The 18078-nt window shown below is 66.0% G+C and carries 17 protein-coding genes and 1 tRNA gene; 14 read left to right on the top strand and 4 right to left on the bottom strand.

All coding sequences use genetic code 11. The features are described from left to right. Position 1 precedes the first annotated feature (1 nt). Complete coding sequence (gene rpsI / locus DBZ32_RS20810; protein WP_119169183.1) at positions 2-502, top strand: 30S ribosomal protein S9; 501 nt, start codon at positions 2-4, stop codon at positions 500-502. 75 nt (positions 503-577) lie between these two features. Here rpsI and DBZ32_RS20805 read toward each other — a convergent pair whose 3' ends face one another. Next, positions 578-1351: a class I SAM-dependent methyltransferase gene (locus DBZ32_RS20805; protein WP_119169182.1), complete on the bottom strand. Its 774-nt coding sequence runs from the start codon at positions 1349-1351 to the stop codon at positions 578-580. A gap of 202 nt (positions 1352-1553) precedes the next feature. Here DBZ32_RS20805 and DBZ32_RS20800 point away from each other — a divergent pair, with 202 nt between their 5' ends. Both DBZ32_RS20800 and DBZ32_RS20795 read left to right on the top strand, forming a co-directional pair. Further along, positions 1554-2177: a LysE family translocator gene (locus DBZ32_RS20800; protein WP_119169259.1), complete on the top strand. Its 624-nt coding sequence runs from the start codon at positions 1554-1556 to the stop codon at positions 2175-2177. A 71-nt stretch (positions 2178-2248) separates the two neighbouring features. Next, entirely contained in the window at positions 2249-2836 is a 588-nt protein-coding gene (locus DBZ32_RS20795) for a gamma carbonic anhydrase family protein (protein WP_119169181.1), read from the top strand. A 281-nt stretch (positions 2837-3117) separates the two neighbouring features. On the opposite strand, the gene DBZ32_RS20790 is transcribed toward DBZ32_RS20795, so the two are convergent. From DBZ32_RS20790 to DBZ32_RS20780, 3 genes are all read right to left on the bottom strand, one after another. Then, a complete protein-coding gene (locus tag DBZ32_RS20790; RefSeq protein ID WP_119169180.1) occupies positions 3118-3336 on the bottom strand; it encodes a tautomerase family protein in 219 nt (72 codons plus the stop codon). A 77-nt stretch (positions 3337-3413) separates the two neighbouring features. Continuing rightward, a complete protein-coding gene (locus tag DBZ32_RS20785) occupies positions 3414-4004 on the bottom strand; it encodes a hypothetical protein (protein WP_119169179.1) in 591 nt (196 codons plus the stop codon). Positions 4005-4017: 13 nt separating this feature from the next. Next, the gene (locus DBZ32_RS20780; protein ID WP_119169178.1) at positions 4018-5850 is read right to left on the bottom strand and encodes a PHA/PHB synthase family protein; all 1833 of its coding nucleotides are present in this window, start codon (positions 5848-5850) and stop codon (positions 4018-4020) included. 273 nt (positions 5851-6123) lie between these two features. Between DBZ32_RS20780 and DBZ32_RS20775 the strand changes: the two genes are divergently transcribed. From DBZ32_RS20775 to DBZ32_RS20725, 11 genes are all read left to right on the top strand, one after another. After that, the gene (locus DBZ32_RS20775) at positions 6124-6999 is read left to right on the top strand and encodes an OmpA family protein (RefSeq protein WP_119169177.1); all 876 of its coding nucleotides are present in this window, start codon (positions 6124-6126) and stop codon (positions 6997-6999) included. Between the two features lie 92 nt (positions 7000-7091). Next, the gene (locus DBZ32_RS20770) at positions 7092-8300 is read left to right on the top strand and encodes an LL-diaminopimelate aminotransferase (protein WP_119169176.1); all 1209 of its coding nucleotides are present in this window, start codon (positions 7092-7094) and stop codon (positions 8298-8300) included. A gap of 22 nt (positions 8301-8322) precedes the next feature. Next, positions 8323-9615: a homoserine dehydrogenase gene (locus DBZ32_RS20765; protein WP_119169175.1), complete on the top strand. Its 1293-nt coding sequence runs from the start codon at positions 8323-8325 to the stop codon at positions 9613-9615. Between the two features lie 128 nt (positions 9616-9743). Further along, entirely contained in the window at positions 9744-10712 is a 969-nt protein-coding gene (gene glpX, locus DBZ32_RS20760) for a class II fructose-bisphosphatase (RefSeq protein ID WP_119169258.1), read from the top strand. Between the two features lie 24 nt (positions 10713-10736). Continuing rightward, positions 10737-12545, top strand: a complete 1809-nt coding sequence (gene recJ / locus DBZ32_RS20755) for a single-stranded-DNA-specific exonuclease RecJ (RefSeq protein WP_119169174.1) — start codon at positions 10737-10739, stop codon at positions 12543-12545. An 18-nt stretch (positions 12546-12563) separates the two neighbouring features. Further along, entirely contained in the window at positions 12564-13190 is a 627-nt protein-coding gene (locus DBZ32_RS20750; RefSeq protein ID WP_119169173.1) for an LbetaH domain-containing protein, read from the top strand. Between the two features lie 130 nt (positions 13191-13320). Continuing rightward, positions 13321-14124 carry a DUF1194 domain-containing protein gene (locus DBZ32_RS20745; RefSeq protein WP_162906891.1) on the top strand — a complete coding sequence of 268 codons (804 nt, stop codon included), beginning with the start codon at positions 13321-13323 and terminating at the stop codon, positions 14122-14124. 46 nt (positions 14125-14170) lie between these two features. Beyond that, positions 14171-14246: transfer RNA gene (locus DBZ32_RS20740), tRNA-Glu, on the top strand. 408 nt (positions 14247-14654) lie between these two features. After that, positions 14655-15563, top strand: coding sequence for a ribokinase (gene rbsK, locus DBZ32_RS20735; protein ID WP_235830293.1), 909 nt, complete (start codon positions 14655-14657; stop codon positions 15561-15563). Continuing rightward, positions 15563-17008: a sugar ABC transporter ATP-binding protein gene (locus tag DBZ32_RS20730; protein WP_119169170.1), complete on the top strand. Its 1446-nt coding sequence runs from the start codon at positions 15563-15565 to the stop codon at positions 17006-17008. Before rbsK ends, DBZ32_RS20730 begins: the two co-directional genes overlap by 1 nt. Next, positions 16989-18020 carry an ABC transporter permease gene (locus DBZ32_RS20725; protein ID WP_119169169.1) on the top strand — a complete coding sequence of 344 codons (1032 nt, stop codon included), beginning with the start codon at positions 16989-16991 and terminating at the stop codon, positions 18018-18020. Before DBZ32_RS20730 ends, DBZ32_RS20725 begins: the two co-directional genes overlap by 20 nt. Positions 18021-18078 lie beyond the last annotated feature (58 nt).

Raw genomic sequence — 18078 nt, 5'->3', positions numbered from 1 at the left:
CATGGCCGAGGAACAGACCCTCACCGATCTCTCGCAGCTGGGCGAAGCCACGGGTGTCGCACCCGGTGCCGTCGCCAGTGCGGATGCCGTCCAGGCAGAGCCCAAGCTCGACGCCCAGGGCCGCGCTTACGCCACGGGCCGGCGCAAGAACGCCGTGGCCCGCGTCTGGGTCAAGCCGGGCAGCGGCAAGATCACCGTCAACCGGCGCGAGGTGGAGGTGTACTTCGCGCGTCCGGTGCTGCGCATGATCATCAACCAGCCCTTCGGCGCTGCCAACCGGGTCGACCAGTTCGACGTGGTCTGTACCGTCACCGGCGGCGGCCTTTCGGGGCAGGCGGGCGCGGTGCGCCATGGCATCAGCCGCGCTTTGATCAACTTCGAACCCGACCTGCGTCCGGTTCTGAAGCAGGGCGGCTTCCTGACCCGCGACGACCGCGAAGTCGAGCGCAAGAAGTACGGCAAAGCCAAGGCCCGCCGCAGCTTCCAGTTCTCGAAGCGCTAGGCACCGGCGAAGACAACCGACTGGCTTCGGGGCCGTCCAATTGGGCGGCCCCGAAGTCTTTGGGCGCCCTGGGTTCTAGGCTGCCTTCCGGCCGATTACGTACTCGTAGTAGATTTCCTCGCCGGTCACTCCGTAGCGGTGGAAGATGCGGTCCGACTCGCTGTCGACGATCTCGCCGTTGCGCAGTTTCGCCTCGATCCACTCGACCAGGGCCACGCACTCTGGGTCGGGATCGTTCGGTTTGACGTGGAAAATGAACCAGCCCCTCGGCTGCAGGTAGGCGAAGGCCTGCTCGAAACCGGCGACCGGGATGTGATTGCCCCAGCCGGTGGCCGAGGCGACGCCGACGCAGTTCGGCGCGAAGGCCGCGACCTGGGCCTCCGCTTCCTCGGACATGTTGCAGAGATCGGCCACGAGGTAGCCGTCGTAGGCCCCCGGCCTGTCTCGTGCGGCGGCGAGTTTCGCTTCTTCGATGATGTCGAGACCGAGGATGCGGATGGCCGGGAGTTCGTGATGCAGGGCGGAGGCGAAAGCCCCGGATCCGGCACCGACCTCCAGCATGGCGACTTCCTGTCCGGCATCGGACGCGGTCGCGAGCAGGCGTTTGAAGTGCTGCGCCAGCAGTCGCGGCGTCTGGCAGCGAAGCCATCCGTAGAGCATCGTGTCGTAGAGCATCGGCACGCGATACATCGTTCGGTAGTCGTGCATTTCGAATTGCCGACGGGTGCCTTCCACACAGGCGGTAAACCGTTCGTCGGCCTGCCGCAGGGTGCCCTCCACAGCCACCGGTTCGATACGAAGACGTTCCAGATGCGGATGAAAAGCCTCAAGGTCGCCCGGCAAGGCCATAGCTGCTCCTTTCGCTTGCGTTCGCGCTGATGTGGGGAAGGGGGCACAGACTTGCCCTACCATAACGGCCACTTGCAAAAGGCGAAACGTAAGTCTTCCGTTCGCTCTATCAGAGAATTTACACCGCAAGAATCGCGCGTGCTTCCGCCGGAGACGATCTCGCTCTAAGCTGGCTGCAAACGCCGCTTTGGGGGCTGCCGCCGTGCTTGATCCGACCGCCTATCTGACCTTCGTGTTGGCCTGCGTCGCCGTGGTGATCGTCCCTGGGCCGACAGTCACGGTGATCATCGCCAACTCCTTGCGCCATGGTGCCCGCGCCGGGTTGGCCAACGTGGCGGGAACCCAGGTGGGTCTGACGGTCATGGTGGTGATTCTGGCCGCCGGCCTGCAGGTGGTGGTGGAGGCGATGGGCGCCATCTTCACCTGGGTCAAGCTGCTGGGCGCCGCCTATCTGATCTACCTGGGCCTTAAGCTGCTGCTGAACCGCGCGCCGCTGGACGCCGCGGAGAGCACGGCGCCGCTGCGTCAGCGCTCCTTCTTCTGGCAAGGCGTTCTGGTGATCTGGTCGAATCCCAAGGCCCTGCTGTTCTTCGGCGCCTTCATCCCGCAGTTCGTCCGGCCCGAGGGTTCGGTGATGCTGCAGACCCTCCTGCTCGGCGCCACCTTCATGGTGGTGGCGACCCTGCTGGACGGCGGCTATGCGGTGCTGGCGGGCCGGGCCGGACGCTGGCTCACCCGCAAGCGCGTCCGCCTGCTGGAGATCTTCAGCGGCTGCGCGCTCCTCGGCGGTGGCATCTGGCTGGCTTTGTCGCGCCGCCCCACCTGACTCCGACCGACGTGACAGCCCCTCGGTATCTGGTCTAGAAGCCAGGCCTCGCAACCGCCCGGAGTCTTCCCATGTCGCCTGTGATCCTGTCCTACCGCGGAGCCTTTCCGCGCATTCACCCCGACGCCTTCGTGGCGGAGACGGCGGTGGTGATCGGCGATGTGGAGATCGGGCCCGGCAGTTCGATCTGGTACGGCTGTGTGCTGCGCGGCGACGTGAACACGATCCGGATCGGCGCCAGGACCAACATCCAGGATGGCACGGTGATCCACGTCAACCGGCCGCGCGACGGCTCCGACTACCGGGAGTCGGGCGGCGGCATGGCGACCCTGATCGGCGATCAGGTGACCGTCGGTCATTCCGCCCTGCTGCACGCCTGCACCCTCGAGGACCGGGCCTTCGTCGGCATGCGGGCCACTGTCATGGATCAGGCCGTGGTGGCGCGCCAGGGCATGGTTGCCGCCGGTGCCTTGGTCACGCCCAGGAAGCAGGTCGCTTCGGGTCAGCTCTGGTCCGGCAGTCCGGCCAAGCCGATGCGGGACCTGAGCCAGGAAGAGATCGACGGCTTCGGCCCCCAGGCGGACCACTACGCGCGGCTCGGAGCTACCTACTTGGCCGAGAGAAAAGAGCGGAATCAAGGACGTGCCGGCGAAATCTAAAGTTTTGCGAAAGCCAAAGAAGCCGCGCAATCCGCTCGCCGCGCAGCTCTGGAAACAGGCCTTGAAGGTCAAGCCGTCGGCCAAGGCCTACAGCCGCAAGGCCAAGCACAGGAGCCGAGAGGGGGGCTAAGCTCGACACCGATCTAGACCAGATAGTGATCGGTCGGACCCACGTATTGGGTCCGGCGATTCCGTTAAATCCAGTCTCGATTCAAAGTGTGAAAGTCTGTTTCCTAGGGTCGGCGGAACCGCAAAGCGAGTCCATACGATCACAACAGGCTCTAGGGGTCGTCCCTGCGTTCGGCGCTTTGCCGCCGGTAGTCGTCGGTCAGTTGGCCGGCGTAGCCCCAGTCGGCTTCCTCGATTTCCTGGATCACGACGTGAATATGCTCGGGGTTCTTCCCGAGCACCCGCACCAGGGAGTCGGTCACGTCGCGGACCAGGTCGGCTTTCTGAGCCCGATTGGCACCCTTCGTGATCTGAATGTTCACGTACGGCATCGCTCATGAGTCCTCCGAGGTTCGGGGCGTGGGTCCGCCGGTCGCCTTTGCCGGCTCGCCGCCCAGTCGCTGTCCAGTCACTGCGGCGCCGGCCTCTCCGGCAGCAGATCGTCGATCATGGCGGCGCCGACTCCCAAACGCTCCAGGAAGCGGGGCCAGTCGACGGCGGCGCGGTCCTGCAGCAGCAGCGGCAGCGGACGCCTGTCGAGGGTGAGGTCGGCGAGCGCCTCGCTGCGGGTGACCTGGCCGTCGCCGTCGGTGTCGTAGCTGCGGTGGAAGGAGGAGACGCCGACGAGCTGCAGGGCCAGCAGGCCGACCGCGATCCCGGCGTTGGTCTGTCGCGGGAGATCCTCGCGGGCACCCAGGAACCAGCGCTGCACGGCGTCGCGTACGCCGTTGACCTCTTCCAGGCCCAGGCGATCGTCGCCGTTACGATCGGCGAAGCGCCAGCCGCTGTCGATGCAGTCGGCGGCCGGCCGCACGGCGCAGAGCGGCGCGGCTTCGGCCAGAAAGCCCGTGACGTCCTCGGCTCTCGGCGGCTCTGCGGCGACGGCGAGCGATGGACCGGCGAGCAGCGGCACCGCGAAGCCGATCAACAGGACGATCACGGGCGCAGAGGCGGTCGCAACCTTCCGGATGGCGTTCCGCGTGGCGCCCCGTGTGAACATCGTCCGCGACCGGTCAGGCCAGCGCGCGGACCTGTACGTAGGATCCGGGTGCATCCTCTATGACCTTCAACTTGCCGTCGCCCGGCACCCGCGCCGGCACCTTGGCGCCGGCGTGCTTGGCCACCCACTTGTTCCACTCCGGCCACCAGGACCCGGCGTGCTCGGTCGCCTTGTCCAGCCAGTCATTGGGGTCCTTCGGATTGCGGCTGTTGGTCCAGTAGGAGTACTTGTTCGAGGCCGGTGGATTGACCACGCCGGCGATATGGCCCGAGGCGGCCAGCACGAACTTGACCGGACCCGACACCTGCTGGGTCAGCGCGTAGGTCGAGGCCCAGGGCGCAATGTGATCCTCCCGCGTCGACAGCATGAAGACCGGGGTCTTGATCTTCCGCAGGTCGAGGGGCACGCCGAGCAATTCGATCCCACCCGGTTTGATCAGCCGGTTTTCCTGGTACATGCGGCGCAGGTAGAAGGAGTGCATGGCGGCCGGCATGCGGGTCGAATCGCTGTTCCAGTACAGCAGGTCGAAGGGGAAGGGGTCCTTGCCCAGCAGGTAGTTGTTGACCACGAAGGACCAGATCAGGTCGTTCGCCCGCAGCATGTTGAAGCTGGTCGCCATCGACGAGCCTTCGAGATAGCCCTTCTGGCTCATCTGCTGCTCGAGGGCCGCGAGTTGTTCCTCATCGATGAAGACGCCCAACTCGCCGGCTTCCTCGAAGTCGGTCATGGTGGTGAAGAAGGTTGCGCTCTTGATGCGCGAGAGATCGGGGCCGGGCTTCGACTTGGGTTTCGCCGAGAGGTAGGCCAGTGCGCTGGCCAACAGCGTTCCTCCCAGGCAGTAGCCGATCACGTCGACCTCGGACTCTCCGGTCGCCTGCTCGATGGCGTCCAGCGCGGCGAAGGGTCCCTCCAGCATGTAGTCCTCGAAAGACTTGCGGGCGAGGCCCTCGTCCGGATTGACCCAAGAGACGATGAAGACGGTGTGTCCCTGCTCGACCGCCCATTTCACGAAGGAGTTCTTCTCGCGCAGATCCAGAATGTAGAACTTGTTGATCCAGGGCGGGATGATCAGCAGGGGACGCTTGAAGACCTGCTCGGTCTTCGGGGTGTACTGGACCAACTGCATCAGGTCGTTCTGGTAGACGACCTTGCCTTCGGTGACGGCGATGTTCTCGCCGATCTTGAAGGCCTCCATGTCCGTCATCCGGATCGCCAGCTTGCCCTTCCCGCGCTCCAGGTCCTCGAGCAGGTTCTCCAGACCCTTGACCAGGTTCTCGCCGCCGGACTCCATGGTCGCGCGCAGGACTTCCGGGTTCGTCATCACGAAGTTGGAGGGCGCCATGGCGTCCACGAACTGGCGGGTATAGAAGTCCACCTTCTTCGAGGTCTTGTCGTCCAGGCCGTCGACTTCCTTGACCGTCGACTGGATCCAGCGGGCGCTCAGCAGGTAGGACTGCTTGATGAAGTCGAAGAGCTGACTGTCTTCCCAGAGGGGGTCGCGGAACCGCCGGTCGGCGCGGTCGGGCTCGATCACCGGGTCCGACTCATGGCCCAGCATGCGCTGCGCCGTGCTCTGCCAGAGTTTCATGTAGTCTTGCCAGAAGCCGAGCTGAGCCTGCATCAGCTTGGCTGGATCGGTCATCAGGCGCGCCGTCATGTCGAAGAAGGCGCCGCCGATGTTCAGGGGATCCAGCGGTTGGTTGGTCAGGCCGTTTGATTCGTTGGACTGCCGTTCCAGAAAGTCGCTGACCAGCTTCTGACTGCGCTCGGCAATTCCCGCCATCGCTCGAGACAGCTCCACCGGATCGGGCAGTTTCACGTCGGCAGCCTGTTTTTCATCGGCCATGTCTTATCCTTGTCGGTGAATTGCGACCTTAGGGGGCGTCACCGGGGAACCGTCACCGGCCACGGTTTGGTTGAAGCGGTTTCGACCTCAATCCAGGGGCGGTTAGGCCCTTTGCGCGCTAGCTGTCTGTGTTACCTTGCCGCCTGTTCGGGTGCAAGGTAAGCAACCTTGCGTCCGGGACCAAGGCCACGGTCCCGAGTCGCGCGATCCAGGACGCCGGAGAGGAACGGCGACGGAGCCATGCGGGCGAAGGCAGTTTCGAGGAGTTGAACAGTGCAGGTTGTGCGAGGCATCAAGCGGGTTCGTGACGCTTCGGGGCCCAAAAGCGCGTCGCGCGGTTGTCGTCTCGCGTTTGTCGTCGTCGCGACACCTTTGCTGTTGAGCGGCTGCGGTGTGTGGGGCGAATTCTTCGGCGATGAACCCCAGCCGACCCGTGTCCAGGTTCCGGCGGAAAGTGCCGAGGCCGAGACCCCGAGTCTCGGCTCGATTCCCGAACGGCGCGGCACCAGCCCGACGACGCAGCGCCAGGCTCTGCAGCAGAGCTTGACCGCAGATCGCGAGCAGGCCGGGTTGATGGAGGCCGATCAGGGCCGGCAAGCAGTCTCGACTTCCCCAGCGCCCTCCAACGTACCTTCGGCCGCGCCTTCCACGGCGCCCCGGCCGCCGGCCGGGACAGCCGACGGCTTGCCGCCCGCGCCACCCGGCCGAGCCGGCTTCGATCAGGAACCCGACTCCATCAGTCAAGCGCCGCAGATGACGGCCGTTCCGCAGATGCAGCAGCAAGCGCCGCTACGCCGCGAGCTGGTCGGCGTCATCTACTTCGCCCATGGCTCGGCGAATCTGGATAGTCGCGACCGGACGGTTCTGAACCAAGTGCGCGACATTCTGCGCAGCACCGGCGGGCAGCTCAGGGTCGTCGGCCATGCCTCCATGCGCACCAGCGTGATGGATCCGGCGCGCCACGCCTTGGCGAACATCGAGATCAGCCAGCAGCGGGCCGCGGCGGTGGCCAATGCCTTGAACCGCCAAGGCGTGCCGGACTCGGCGCTGGCGATCGAGGCCATGGGAGCTCAACAGCCCGTCTTCTACGAGTTCATGCCGACCGGCGAGGCCGGCAACCGCCGTGTCGAGATTTATCTGGAGTATTAGGCCGGGGAGCGGTCGCGGCGCCTTTCCCCGCAGAAGCGTGGCCGGTCGGACGGGGTCAGTCGGATGGGGCCGGTTTTGCTAGATCGAGACCAATGGAAGAATTCCACCGCATAAAGCGTCTGCCGCCCTATGTCTTCGCGGAGGTGAACGCCCTGAAGGCCGCGGCCCGCGCCGCCGGCGAGGACATCATCGACTTCGGCATGGGCAATCCGGACCTGCCGCCGCCGCAGCATGTGATCGACAAACTCGCTGAGACCTTGGCCGACCCGCGCGCTCACCGCTACTCGACGTCACGCGGGATTCCAGGCTTGCGCAAGGCCGTGGCGGCCTACTACGACCGTCGATTCGGGGTCGACCTCGATCCGGATCGCGAGACCATCGTGACCATCGGCTCGAAGGAGGGGCTGGCTAACCTCGCCCAGGCGATCACCAGCCCGGGCGACATCATTCTGGCCCCGAACCCCAGCTATCCGATCCATGCCTTCGGATTCATCATTGCCGGGGCCGCGATCCGTTCGATCCCGGCGGGGCCCGAACTGGACTTCATGGCGGCGCTGGAGCGCGCGGTGCGTCACTCGGTGCCCAAGCCGCTCGCCGTGATCGTGAACTTTCCGAGCAATCCCACCGCCGAGACCGCCGAACTCGCTTTCTATGAAGAGCTGGTCGCCTACTGCCGGCGCGAGGGTATCTGGATCATCTCGGACCTGGCCTACGCCGAAGTCTATTTCGAGGGTCCGCCGCCGCCGTCGGTCCTTCAGGTGCCGGGTGCCAAGGAGATCGCCGTCGAGTTCACGTCGCTTTCGAAAACCTATTCCATGCCTGGTTGGCGGATCGGCTTTTGCAGCGGTAATCCCAAGCTGATCGCTGCCCTGGCCCGTGTGAAATCCTACGTCGACTATGGCGCCTTCACGCCGATCCAGGTTGCAGCGACGGCTGCACTCAACGGTCCGCAGGACTGCATCGAGGAGATGCGCCGGCGCTACCGCGAACGCCGCGACGTGCTGATCGACGGCTTGGCGGCGGCAGGTTGGGAGGTGCCGCGCCCACCGGCGACGATGTTCGCCTGGGCACCGCTTCCGGCCGCTTACGCGGACCTGGGCTCTCTGGAATTCTCCAAGATGCTGCTGCGCGAAGCCAAGGTAGCCGTGGCGCCGGGCGTTGGTTTCGGCGAGTACGGGGATGGTCACTTGCGCCTGGCCGTCGTCGAAAACCTCCATCGGACGCGCCAGGCCGTGCGCAACATCAAAGCCTTCCTCCGCCGGGACCAGGGTTCGGGCAATTCGCGACAAGCACTGGGATAGCAACGGGGTATAGCGACGGGCGATGACGAATGCCTTGAAGATCGGGGTCGCCGGCCTCGGGACGGTCGGTGGCGGAGTCGTGCGGTTGCTCTCGGCCAATGGCGATACGATCGCGGAGCGCTGCGGCCTGCCGATCCAGGTCGCTGCCGTCTCCGCGCGGGACCGGCAGAAGGACCGGGGCTTCGACGTCTCGAGGCTTCGCTGGTTCGACGATCCGGTGGCCATGGCGGCGGACCCCGAGGTCGATCTGGTGGTGGAGCTGATCGGCGGCTCGGAAGGGGTGGCCAAAGCCGTGGTGGAGACGGCGCTGACGCGCGGTGCTTCGGTGGTGACCGCCAACAAGGCCCTGGTCGCGCACCACGGGACGGCGCTTGCCCGACTGGCCGAAGACAAGGGGGTTGCCCTGGCCTATGAGGCCGCGGTCGCCGGCGGAATCCCGGTCATCAAGCTGCTGCGCGAAGGCCTTGCGGCCAACCGCATCGACAGAGTCCACGGCATTCTGAACGGCACTTGCAACTACATCCTCTCGACCATGCGCGAGACCGGCCGCGAGTTCGGCGACGTGCTCGCCGAGGCCCAGGACCTCGGCTATGCCGAGGCGGATCCGGCTTTCGATGTCGACGGCGTCGATGCGGCCCACAAGCTCGCGATCTTGACGGCCCTGGCCTTCGGCTGTCAGGTGGATTTCGACGCGTTGCACGTCGAGGGGATCCGGAGCATCTCCGCGCTCGACATGCAGTATGCCGAGGAGTTGGGCTATCGGATCAAGCTGCTGGGCATCGCCGAACGGCGCGACGGCGGCGTGGTGCAGCGCGTTCACCCTTGCATGATCGCCACTGGGACGCCGCTCGCGCAGGTGGACGGCGTGTTCAACGCCGTCGCGGCGCAGGGCGACTTCGTGGACCGCATCGTCGCCGAGGGCCGTGGTGCCGGAGCGGGGCCGACGGCCTCTTCCGTGGTCGCCGATATCGTCGACCTCGCCCGCGGCCTGCGTCTGCCCGTCTTCGGTGTTCCGGCGAAGCGCTTGAAGCAGCTGCCGACGCTGCCGATGGCCGACCATATCGGGGCCTACTACCTCCGCCTGATGGTGGTGGATCGGCCGGGCGTGATCGCGAGCATCGCAGATGTTCTCCGCGACGAGGAGATTTCCGTCGAGGCGCTTCTGCAGCGCGGCCGCGCCCCGAACGAGGCTGTCCCGGTGGTCATTGCCACCCACGAAACGGTCGAGGCCAAGCTGCGCCGCGCGCTGAAACAAATTTCCGCACAAGCCACTACGCTGGAGACCCCGCAAGTCATCCGCATCGAATCCCTGTAAACAAGCGTCTGTAAAAAAGACGACCGTAAACGGACGATTGTCATCTCACCTTGGGCCGCCGCCGCAGGGCCCGCTTGCGGTTTCGCGGCGGCCACGCAATCACAGGAGCCACCGTTCCCATGAGCTTTATGGACCGCAACCTTGCCCTGGAGGCTGTGCGCGTCACCGAAGCGGCTGCCCTGGCCGCCTCGCGATGGATGGGCCGCGGCGACGAAAAGAGCGCCGACCAGGCCGCCGTCAACGCGATGCGCGAGGCGCTGAACAGTCTGGCGATGGAAGGCCGGGTCGTGATCGGCGAGGGCGAGCGGGACGAGGCGCCGATGCTCTTCATCGGCGAAGAGGTCGGTAAGGGCGGTCCCAAGACCGATATCGCGTTGGATCCGCTCGAGGGCACGACCATTACGGCCAAGGGCGGTCCCAACGCCCTGGCCGTGATTGCCATGGCGGCGGAGGGCTGCTTCCTGAACGCGCCCGACGTCTACATGGACAAGATCGCCGTGGGCGGCGGTCTGCCCAAGGGCGTGGTCGATCTGGATGCCACTCCGGAGGAGAACCTCAAGGCCTTGGCCGCGGCCAAGGACGTCGAGATCGAGGACCTCGTCGTCTGCATTCTCGACCGGCCGCGCCACCAGGAAACGATCGCCCGGGTGCGCGAAGCGGGTGCGCGGATCATGTTGATCGGCGACGGCGACGTCTCCGGTGTGATCGCGACCAGCCAGCAGGAGTCCGGCGTCGATCTCTATGTCGGCCAGGGCGGTGCGCCGGAGGGCGTGCTGGCGGCGGCCGCGTTGCGCTGCATCGGCGGCCAGTTTCAGGGGCGCCTGATCTTCCGCAACGACGACGAGCGCGGTCGCGCCACCCGGATCGGGATCGAGGATTTCGATCGCAAGTACGACCTTCTCGATCTGGCTTCCGGCGACGTGATGTTCGCCGCGACGGGGGTCACCGACGGCTCCATGCTGAAGGGAGTCCGCCGCTACCACGCCGGCGCCAGCACCCATTCAATGATCATGCGCTCCAACACCGGCACGGTACGTTTCATCGAGGCGCATCACAACTTCTCGCGTAAGACCTGGTACGACAGTCTCGGCGTCTAGACCGGCGAAGAGGTAGGAAATTCGATGGCTCCGGACAGCGGCCTGGTTGCAAGCACCTCCGGCCCGGGCCGGGCCTGCCTGCTCGGCGTATCCGACTCTCTGAGCGGTAAGCGCTGGGAGCAGCGGGGCGGCGACGCCCGGCTGGCCCTGACCCTGGCCCAACGGCTGGACCTTCCCGAGATCGTGGCCCGCGTGCTGGCCAACCGCGATATCGATCTGGAGTATGCCGGGCTCTATCTCGAACCGTCCCTGCGGGACCAACTGACCGACCCTTCGCGTCTGGCCGACATGGACAAGGCCGCTGCACGCCTGGCCGTGGCGGTTCAAAAGGGCGAGACCATCGGCGTCTTCGGCGATTACGACGTGGACGGCGCCACCTCCTCGGCCTTGCTGCAGCGCTTCTTCGCGGCGCTCGGCATTCGCACGCGGATCTATATTCCGGATCGCCTCTCCGAGGGCTATGGACCCAATGCGCCCGCATTGCTTCGTCTGAAGGCGGAAGGAGTCGGTGTCTGCGTGACGGTCGACTGCGGCACGACGGCCCATGCTGCACTGACCCAGGCGGCGGACGCGGGGCTCGATATCGTCGTCTGCGACCACCATGTCGCGGAGCCGGCCTTGCCACCGGCCTACGCCGTGGTGAACCCCAATCGGCTGGACGACGTCAGCGGTTTGGGTCAGTTGGCTGCTGTGGGCGTAACCTTCCTGCTCGCGGTTGCGGTCAATCGCACCCTGCGCGAGGCCGGGTGGTATGCCGAGCGGCCGGAACCGCGGCTGCTGGATCTGCTCGACCTGGTGGCGCTCGGCACGGTTTGCGACGTGGTGCCTCTGACCGGCCTCAATCGCGCTTTCGTCGCACAGGGCCTCAAGGTTCTGCGCCAGCGCGACAATCCGGGGCTGGCGGCCTTGGCGGAGGTGGCGCGGATGGATGGACCGCCGGGAACCTACCACGCCGGCTTCCTGCTCGGGCCGAGGCTCAACGCCGGCGGTCGCGTCGGGCGGGCCGATCTGGGCGCCCGCTTGCTGACCTGCGCGCAACCATCGGAGGCTGCCGCGCTCGCCGCGGAACTGGACGGCTTCAACCGCCAGCGCCAGGAAATCGAACGTCAGGTGCTCGACCAGGCGATCGAGCAGGTGGAGCGCAGCCCGCGCCGGGACGGTCTGACGCTGGCTGCGGGGCATGGCTGGCACCCCGGCGTGATCGGGATCGTGGCGGGCCGCCTGAAGGAACGCTACGACCGACCCGCTCTGGTCATCGCCTTGGACGATGCCGGTTTCGGCAAAGGCTCCGCACGTTCGGTACCGAAGGTCGATTTGGGTGCTGCGGTGATTGCGGCCCGGCAGGAGGGCCTCGTGATCGACGGCGGCGGGCACGCGATGGCAGCGGGTCTGACGGTGGCGGAGGCCCAGGTGGGCGCCCTGAGCGACTTCCTGAACGAGCGTTTGGCGCGCCGTATGGCCGAGACCGGATGGCGGCCGGCGCTGGGTTGCGACGGCGTGCTGGCGGCGGGGGCCGCCAATGCCGACCTGCTGGCGCAGCTCGAACGCTGCGCGCCCTTCGGCCAGGGTAATCCGGAGCCGCGTTTCGCGCTTTCGGCGGTGCGGGCGGTCGATGCCCGGCCGGTCGGCGAGAGCCATTTGCGTCTGCGTCTGCAGGGGGCCGAGGGCGGCAGCCTGAAGGCCATCTGCTTCCGTGCCTTCGAGAGCGACCTCGGCTCCGCCCTGGTCCAGACGCGCGGTCGTCCGCTGCACTTCGCCGGTAAGCTGCGCGCCGATACCTGGACTGGCCCCGACGCGGTGCAGTTCGTCGTCGACGACGCGGCCTTCGCCTGAGGGAAAGGGTCGCCACTCATGCCGGCCTTGGTCCGAATCGATGCCTTCATCGGCGGGCTGGCCGACACGGCCCTAAGGACTTGGCGCGAGGCGGAGCCCTGGTCTCTGACCGCGTCCGCGGCGACGGTGACTCGCAGTCTCCTCGAAACGCTCTCGGCCGACGTTTACCGCATCGATGGAGAAGTGGCGGTTCATCGTTCGGCGGAGGTAGAGGCGGGGGTCACGCTCAAAGGGCCCTGCATTGTCGGGGCGGAAAGCTTCGTCGCCAGCGGCGCCTATCTGCGTGGCGGTGTCTGGATCGACTGCCGATGTGTGGTAGGGCCGGGTGCCGAGGTGAAGTCTTCGTTCCTTTTCGCCGGGACTGCACTCGCCCACTTCAATTTCGTCGGCGATTCCTTGGTCGGGCGAAACGTCAACCTGGAGGCGGGAAGCCTTCTGGCCAACTGCCGGAACGAGCGATCCAGCGGGCGAATCGCCGTTCGCGTAGGGTCGAAGCTGCACGAACTGCCGATCCGGAAGTTTGGCGCCATCGTGGGCGACGGAACGCGAATCGGGGCCAATGCCGTGGTGGCGCCAGGTGCGCTCCTGCCGCCCGCTACGATCGTCGAAAGACTTCATATTCTAGATCAGGAAAAATCTCTATGAAATTGATAAAAAATATTTTCTAATCCTCTCTGATTTCCGTTTCATCATGTGACGACGGGGCTTGGCGGTCGGACGGGTCCGTGAGGCTTTCTCTCCGCTCGCAACGGCCTATACTTGCTGCGTGACCTGCATGATCCGCACCCTAGGTCTGGCTGCCGCGCTTGCGATAACCGCTTTGCCTGTGAAGGCCAGCGAGATCGTCGAACTGGAATTGGTGCTCGCCGTCGACGCTTCTTCCTCGGTCACCTCCTGGGAATTCGATCTGCAGATGCAGGGTTTGGCCGACGCCTTTCGCGACCCGGAAGTGCAGGGCGCCATTCAGGCGGCGGGGGAGAGGGGAATCGCTGTCTCGCTCGTGCAGTGGTCGGGCCGCGACCGCCAGGTCCTGGCGACCGATTGGATGCATATCTACAGCCCGAGTTCGTCGTTGGAGTTCGCCGATGAACTGGCGGTGACGCCGCGCTTCATTTCGGGCGGTTCGACGGCGATCGGAAACGCCATCGAATTCTCGGTCAATCTCTTGACCTTCAATGCCTACGAAGGGCTGCGCCGGGTGATCGATGTCTCCGGCGACGGGCGCACGAATCAGGGAATTCAGACCAGCCAGATGCGAGACGCCGCGATTGTCGAGGGCGTCACCGTCAACGGGTTGGCGATCCTCAACGAGGACCCCAGCGTCGATCACTACTTCAAGACGAACGTGATCGGCGGGTCTGGTGCCTTCCTCTTGTCGGCGACCGACTACCAGGATTTCTCCCGCGCGATAAAGCAGAAGCTGCTGCGCGAGATCGCCGGTCCACCCATCGCGCAAGCCCCGGGAAGCCAGCCTGCGGTAGAGCAGATGCCGAGGACCGCTCGGGCGGCCCGGCCTGCGGCATCCGGTACCGTCTGGTATCGCCAAGATGAGCTTGCAATCCCCGTCTCGGCTGAGTAAGTCACGGGGCTTGAGCGCGGTCGAGCCGCGCTGTGCCACAAGCAACGTCCCCATCGTCTAGTGGCCTAGGACATCAGCCTTTCACGCTGAAGACACGGGTTCGAGTCCCGTTGGGGACGCCACTTCGACTTGGTGGCGGCAGGTCAGCCAATGAGGCGGCGGCACAGCCTTCACCCTAAGATCTGTTCGCGTTCCTAGTCGGTCGTGGGGTCCGGGTTGTTCATAACGGCGGACCGGACCGAAAAAGCCTGTCACCCCCCGCACCACCTCCCGTCGAGACGAGGGACCGACGCTCGCCGTTCGCCGTGAAACGGCGACAGCTTGGTTAGGCGTGGGATCACGGCGGCTGGCCTGGATGGGCCCCGGTTCCGGTCACGGACAAGTCGCACGCAGCCGTTTGACGGCAGATGGAGCCAGGGCTAGGTTTTCGCCGTCTGAGTCGAGTCCCAGCCGAATACGCCGTTGACTGTTTCCCGGTTGGCCCGGATTTCGGCCGGCAGGGTCAGGTCGTGTGGCGCAGAGGGTTCCGCGTGATCGTCGTTGTCGGCAGCATCAACATGGATCTGGTTGTCCGCGTTCCTCGGTTTCCCGAACCGGGGGAAACCCTTCTCGGCGGCGATCTGGCACAGTATTCCGGCGGCAAGGGCGCCAATCAGGCGGTTGCCGCCGCCCGGGCCGGCGGCAGTGTCAGCATGGTCGGCCGGGTCGGCAACGACGCCTTCGGGCCGGTCCTTCGCGATCGTCTCGCCAGCGAGCGGATCGAGGTCGACCCGGTGACTGCCGTTCCGGGTCCCAGCGGCGTGGCCGTCATCACCGTCGACCGGAACGCCCGGAACACCATCGTCGTGTCCCCCGGTGCCAACCATCGTTTGACCCCCGACGATCTGGACAGAACAGTTTTCGAGGGCGCATCGGCGGTCCTGCTGCAACTGGAAACGCCGCTGGAAACGGTGATGGCGGCGGCGCGGATGGGTCGGGCGGCGGGGGCGCGGACCGCCCTCAATCTGGCCCCGGCACAATCCCTGGAGCCACGACACCTGGCCGATATCGATCTGCTGCTGGTCAATGAAAGCGAAGCGGCGCTGCTGACCGGAGTTACCGCCGAAGCCGTCGCCGACGACCCTGAGATCGCCGTCGAAAATCTCGCGGCACGGGTTCCAGCCGTCGTGCTGACTCTGGGCGCGGCCGGCGCCTGTTGGGCCGAGCGCCGCGCTCTGGGTCGTGTCCCCGGTTTTGCTGTCGAGGCTGTCGATACGACAGGGGCGGGAGACTCCTTTACCGGCGCCTTGTCGGTGGCATTGGGGGAGGGGTTGGCGCTGCCCGACGCGGTGCGGTTCGGGAACGCCGCCGGCGCGCTCGCGGCCACCCGAATCGGTGCCCAGCCGGCGATACCGAAACGCGCCGAGATCGATGCCTTCCTCGCCGGGCGGAGCGCCTGATGCCGCTTCTGGAGATGCGGGGGATTACGAAGAACTTTGGGTCTTTCCAAGCGCTCAAGGGCGTCGATTTCACGCTGGAAGAAGGCCAGCTTCACGCCCTGGTCGGTGAGAACGGTGCCGGCAAGTCGACGCTGATGAAGATCGTGTCCGGTGTCGAGCGGCGCGACGGCGGCACGATGACGGTCGCCGGTGAGCCGGTAACCCTGTCGAACGTCGCCGATGCCCGGGCGCGCGGCATCGTCATGGTGTATCAGGAACTGGCCCTGGTCCCCAGCCTCAGCGTTGCGGAAAACCTGTTTCTGGGCGACCTGCCGCCGGTCCTCAGCCACCGGGATCTGCGGGTCCGCGCCGCGGCGCTGCTGCGCGATATCGAGCTGGATATCGATCCGGCGGTCGAGGTGGAGCGACTGAGTATCGGTGAGCAGCAGCTTGTCGAGATTGCCGGAGCCCTGGCGCGCGAGGGCCGCATCCTGGTGCTGGACGAACCCACGGCGGCCTTGTCGGCCCATGAGACGGAACGGCTGTTCCAGCTCATCGAGCGGGTGCAGCGCAGCGGCGTGGCCGTGGTCTACATTTCCCACCGGCTGGAAGAGATCTTCCGGATCGCCGACCGAGTGACGGTGCTGCGCGACGGCGCGCTGGTCGGCTCGGTCTCCGTGTCCGACGCCACCCCGGAACAGGTCGTCCAGATGATGGTCGGCCGTGCCGTCCGCGCCCAGGAGCAGGTCAGCCGCAGGACCGGCGGGCAGCCGGTGGGAACCTTCCGATTTCAGGCTGATGGGTTGGAGGCCAACGAGATTTGTTTGGCAGCCGGCGAGGTTGTCGGTCTGGCCGGTGTCATCGGCTCCGGGCGCAGCCGTGTGCCGGCGGCGCTGTTCGGGCTGGAGGGCGAGGCGGACTGGGACGGCCGGCCGATCCGGTCGCCGCACGATGCGATCGGCCGCGGGATCGTGCTGGTGCCCTCGGACCGCAAGAGCCAGGGTCTGGTTCTGGGAATGTCCGTCCGCCACAACCTGACCCTGGCGGTCCTGAAGAAGGTGTCGAGACACGGCCTCCTGTCGCCGCGCCGCGAGCAGGAGGAAGCCCGCACCTGGATCGAGCGTTTGTCCTTGCGACCGCCCGACCCAATGAAGATCGTCGGCGAACTGTCCGGCGGAAACCAGCAGAAGGTGGTGGTCGGCAAAGCCCTGGCCACGCGGCCGAAGGTGCTTCTGCTGGACGAACCGACCCGCGGCGTCGACATCGGCGCCCGGGCCGAACTGTACGACGTGATCCAGTCCTTGGCATCCCAGGGACTCGGCATCCTGGTTTCATCCAGCGACACCGAAGAACTCGTCGGTCTTTCCGACCGCATTCTGGTTTTCCGCGAAGGGCGCGTCGCGACCGAACTGGTCGCCCCGGTCGCGCATGAGGAGGTGGTTGCCCATGTCACAGGGGCCCAATAAAGAGCGCAACGGATCGGGGGGCGGAACGCCCCGGCCGCTGTTCGACTGGGGCACCCTGTTGGCCCGGTTCGGACTGGTGCTGGCGCTGCTGGCGCTGATCGTTGTCTTGTCGGTGATGTCCGACCGGTTTCTGAGCTGGAACAACATCGTCAATATCCTGCGGCAGATCTCGATCAACGCCATCATCGCCTTCGGCATGACCGTGGTGATCATCGGTCGCGGCATCGACCTGTCGGTTGGATCGCTGGTGGCGCTGACCGGCGTGATCGGCGCCAGCATCGCGGTTCTCGGTGTTCCCGAACGAGGCCTGGAGCCGACCTTCCTGCAGCTGGCGTATCCCTGGCTGGCGATGGGCGCCATGCTGCTGATCGGCACCCTGCTTGGCCTCTGGAACGGCGCCTTCGTGGCCTATGCCGGCATTGCCCCCTTTATCGTCACCCTGGCCGGTCTGACGATGTTTCGCGGCGGCGCCTTGGCCTACACCGAAGGACGCCCGATCAGTGGCATGCCGGAGGCGATATACCAGATCGGTAACGGCGAGATCCTGTGGCTGCCGACGCCGATCTGGATCATGCTGATCTTCTTGGCTGTCTCCTACTTCCTGCTGCGGCACACCTCGCTGGGCCGGTCGATCTACGCCATCGGCGGCAACGAGGAAGCGGCCCGGCTGTCCGGCATTCCGGTGCGGCGGGTCAAGCTCTTCACTTACGCCTTTTGCGGTTTTGCCGCGGCGCTGGCGGCGATCATCCTGACCTCGCGGGTCAACTCCGGCCAGCCGTCGGCCGGCGTGGCCTTCGAACTGGACGCCATCGCCGCCGTCGTGGTTGGCGGCACATCGCTGTTCGGTGGCCGCGGCGGCGTCTTCGGAACGCTGGTCGGCGCCCTGATCATCGGCGTCATCAACAACGGGATGAACCTGCTGGACGTCCCGTCCTTCTACCAGCAGATCGTCAAGGGCGGCGTGATTCTGGCCGCCCTGCTGATCGAGCGCATCGTAGCGAAGCGCCGCTGAACCCTGGACCGCCGGACTCGCTTGAGTGAAGTGTTGCGATCAACGAAGCAAATGAGGA

Origin of the sequence: Algihabitans albus, from assembly GCF_003572205.1 — a bacterium.
Classification (GTDB): Bacteria; Pseudomonadota; Alphaproteobacteria; order Kiloniellales; family DSM-21159; genus Algihabitans; species Algihabitans albus.
This window is presented reverse-complemented; position numbering and strand designations above follow the sequence as displayed.

Excerpts from the sequence above, each read along its gene's own strand:
- rpsI (WP_119169183.1), top strand. The coding sequence starts at position 2 with ATGGCCGAGGAACAGACCCTCACCGATCTCTCGCAGCTGGGCGAAGCC.
- DBZ32_RS20805 (WP_119169182.1), bottom strand. The coding sequence starts at position 1,351 with ATGGCCTTGCCGGGCGACCTTGAGGCTTTTCATCCGCATCTGGAACGT.
- DBZ32_RS20795 (WP_119169181.1), top strand. The coding sequence starts at position 2,249 with ATGTCGCCTGTGATCCTGTCCTACCGCGGAGCCTTTCCGCGCATTCAC.
- DBZ32_RS20790 (WP_119169180.1), bottom strand. The coding sequence starts at position 3,336 with ATGCCGTACGTGAACATTCAGATCACGAAGGGTGCCAATCGGGCTCAG.
- DBZ32_RS20785 (WP_119169179.1), bottom strand. The coding sequence starts at position 4,004 with ATGTTCACACGGGGCGCCACGCGGAACGCCATCCGGAAGGTTGCGACC.
- DBZ32_RS20780 (WP_119169178.1), bottom strand. The coding sequence starts at position 5,850 with ATGGCCGATGAAAAACAGGCTGCCGACGTGAAACTGCCCGATCCGGTG.
- DBZ32_RS20770 (WP_119169176.1), top strand. The coding sequence starts at position 7,092 with ATGGAAGAATTCCACCGCATAAAGCGTCTGCCGCCCTATGTCTTCGCG.
- DBZ32_RS20765 (WP_119169175.1), top strand. The coding sequence starts at position 8,323 with ATGACGAATGCCTTGAAGATCGGGGTCGCCGGCCTCGGGACGGTCGGT.
- glpX (WP_119169258.1), top strand. The coding sequence starts at position 9,744 with ATGGACCGCAACCTTGCCCTGGAGGCTGTGCGCGTCACCGAAGCGGCT.
- recJ (WP_119169174.1), top strand. The coding sequence starts at position 10,737 with ATGGCTCCGGACAGCGGCCTGGTTGCAAGCACCTCCGGCCCGGGCCGG.
- DBZ32_RS20750 (WP_119169173.1), top strand. The coding sequence starts at position 12,564 with ATGCCGGCCTTGGTCCGAATCGATGCCTTCATCGGCGGGCTGGCCGAC.
- DBZ32_RS20745 (WP_162906891.1), top strand. The coding sequence starts at position 13,321 with ATGATCCGCACCCTAGGTCTGGCTGCCGCGCTTGCGATAACCGCTTTG.
- DBZ32_RS20730 (WP_119169170.1), top strand. The coding sequence starts at position 15,563 with ATGCCGCTTCTGGAGATGCGGGGGATTACGAAGAACTTTGGGTCTTTC.
- DBZ32_RS20725 (WP_119169169.1), top strand. The coding sequence starts at position 16,989 with ATGTCACAGGGGCCCAATAAAGAGCGCAACGGATCGGGGGGCGGAACG.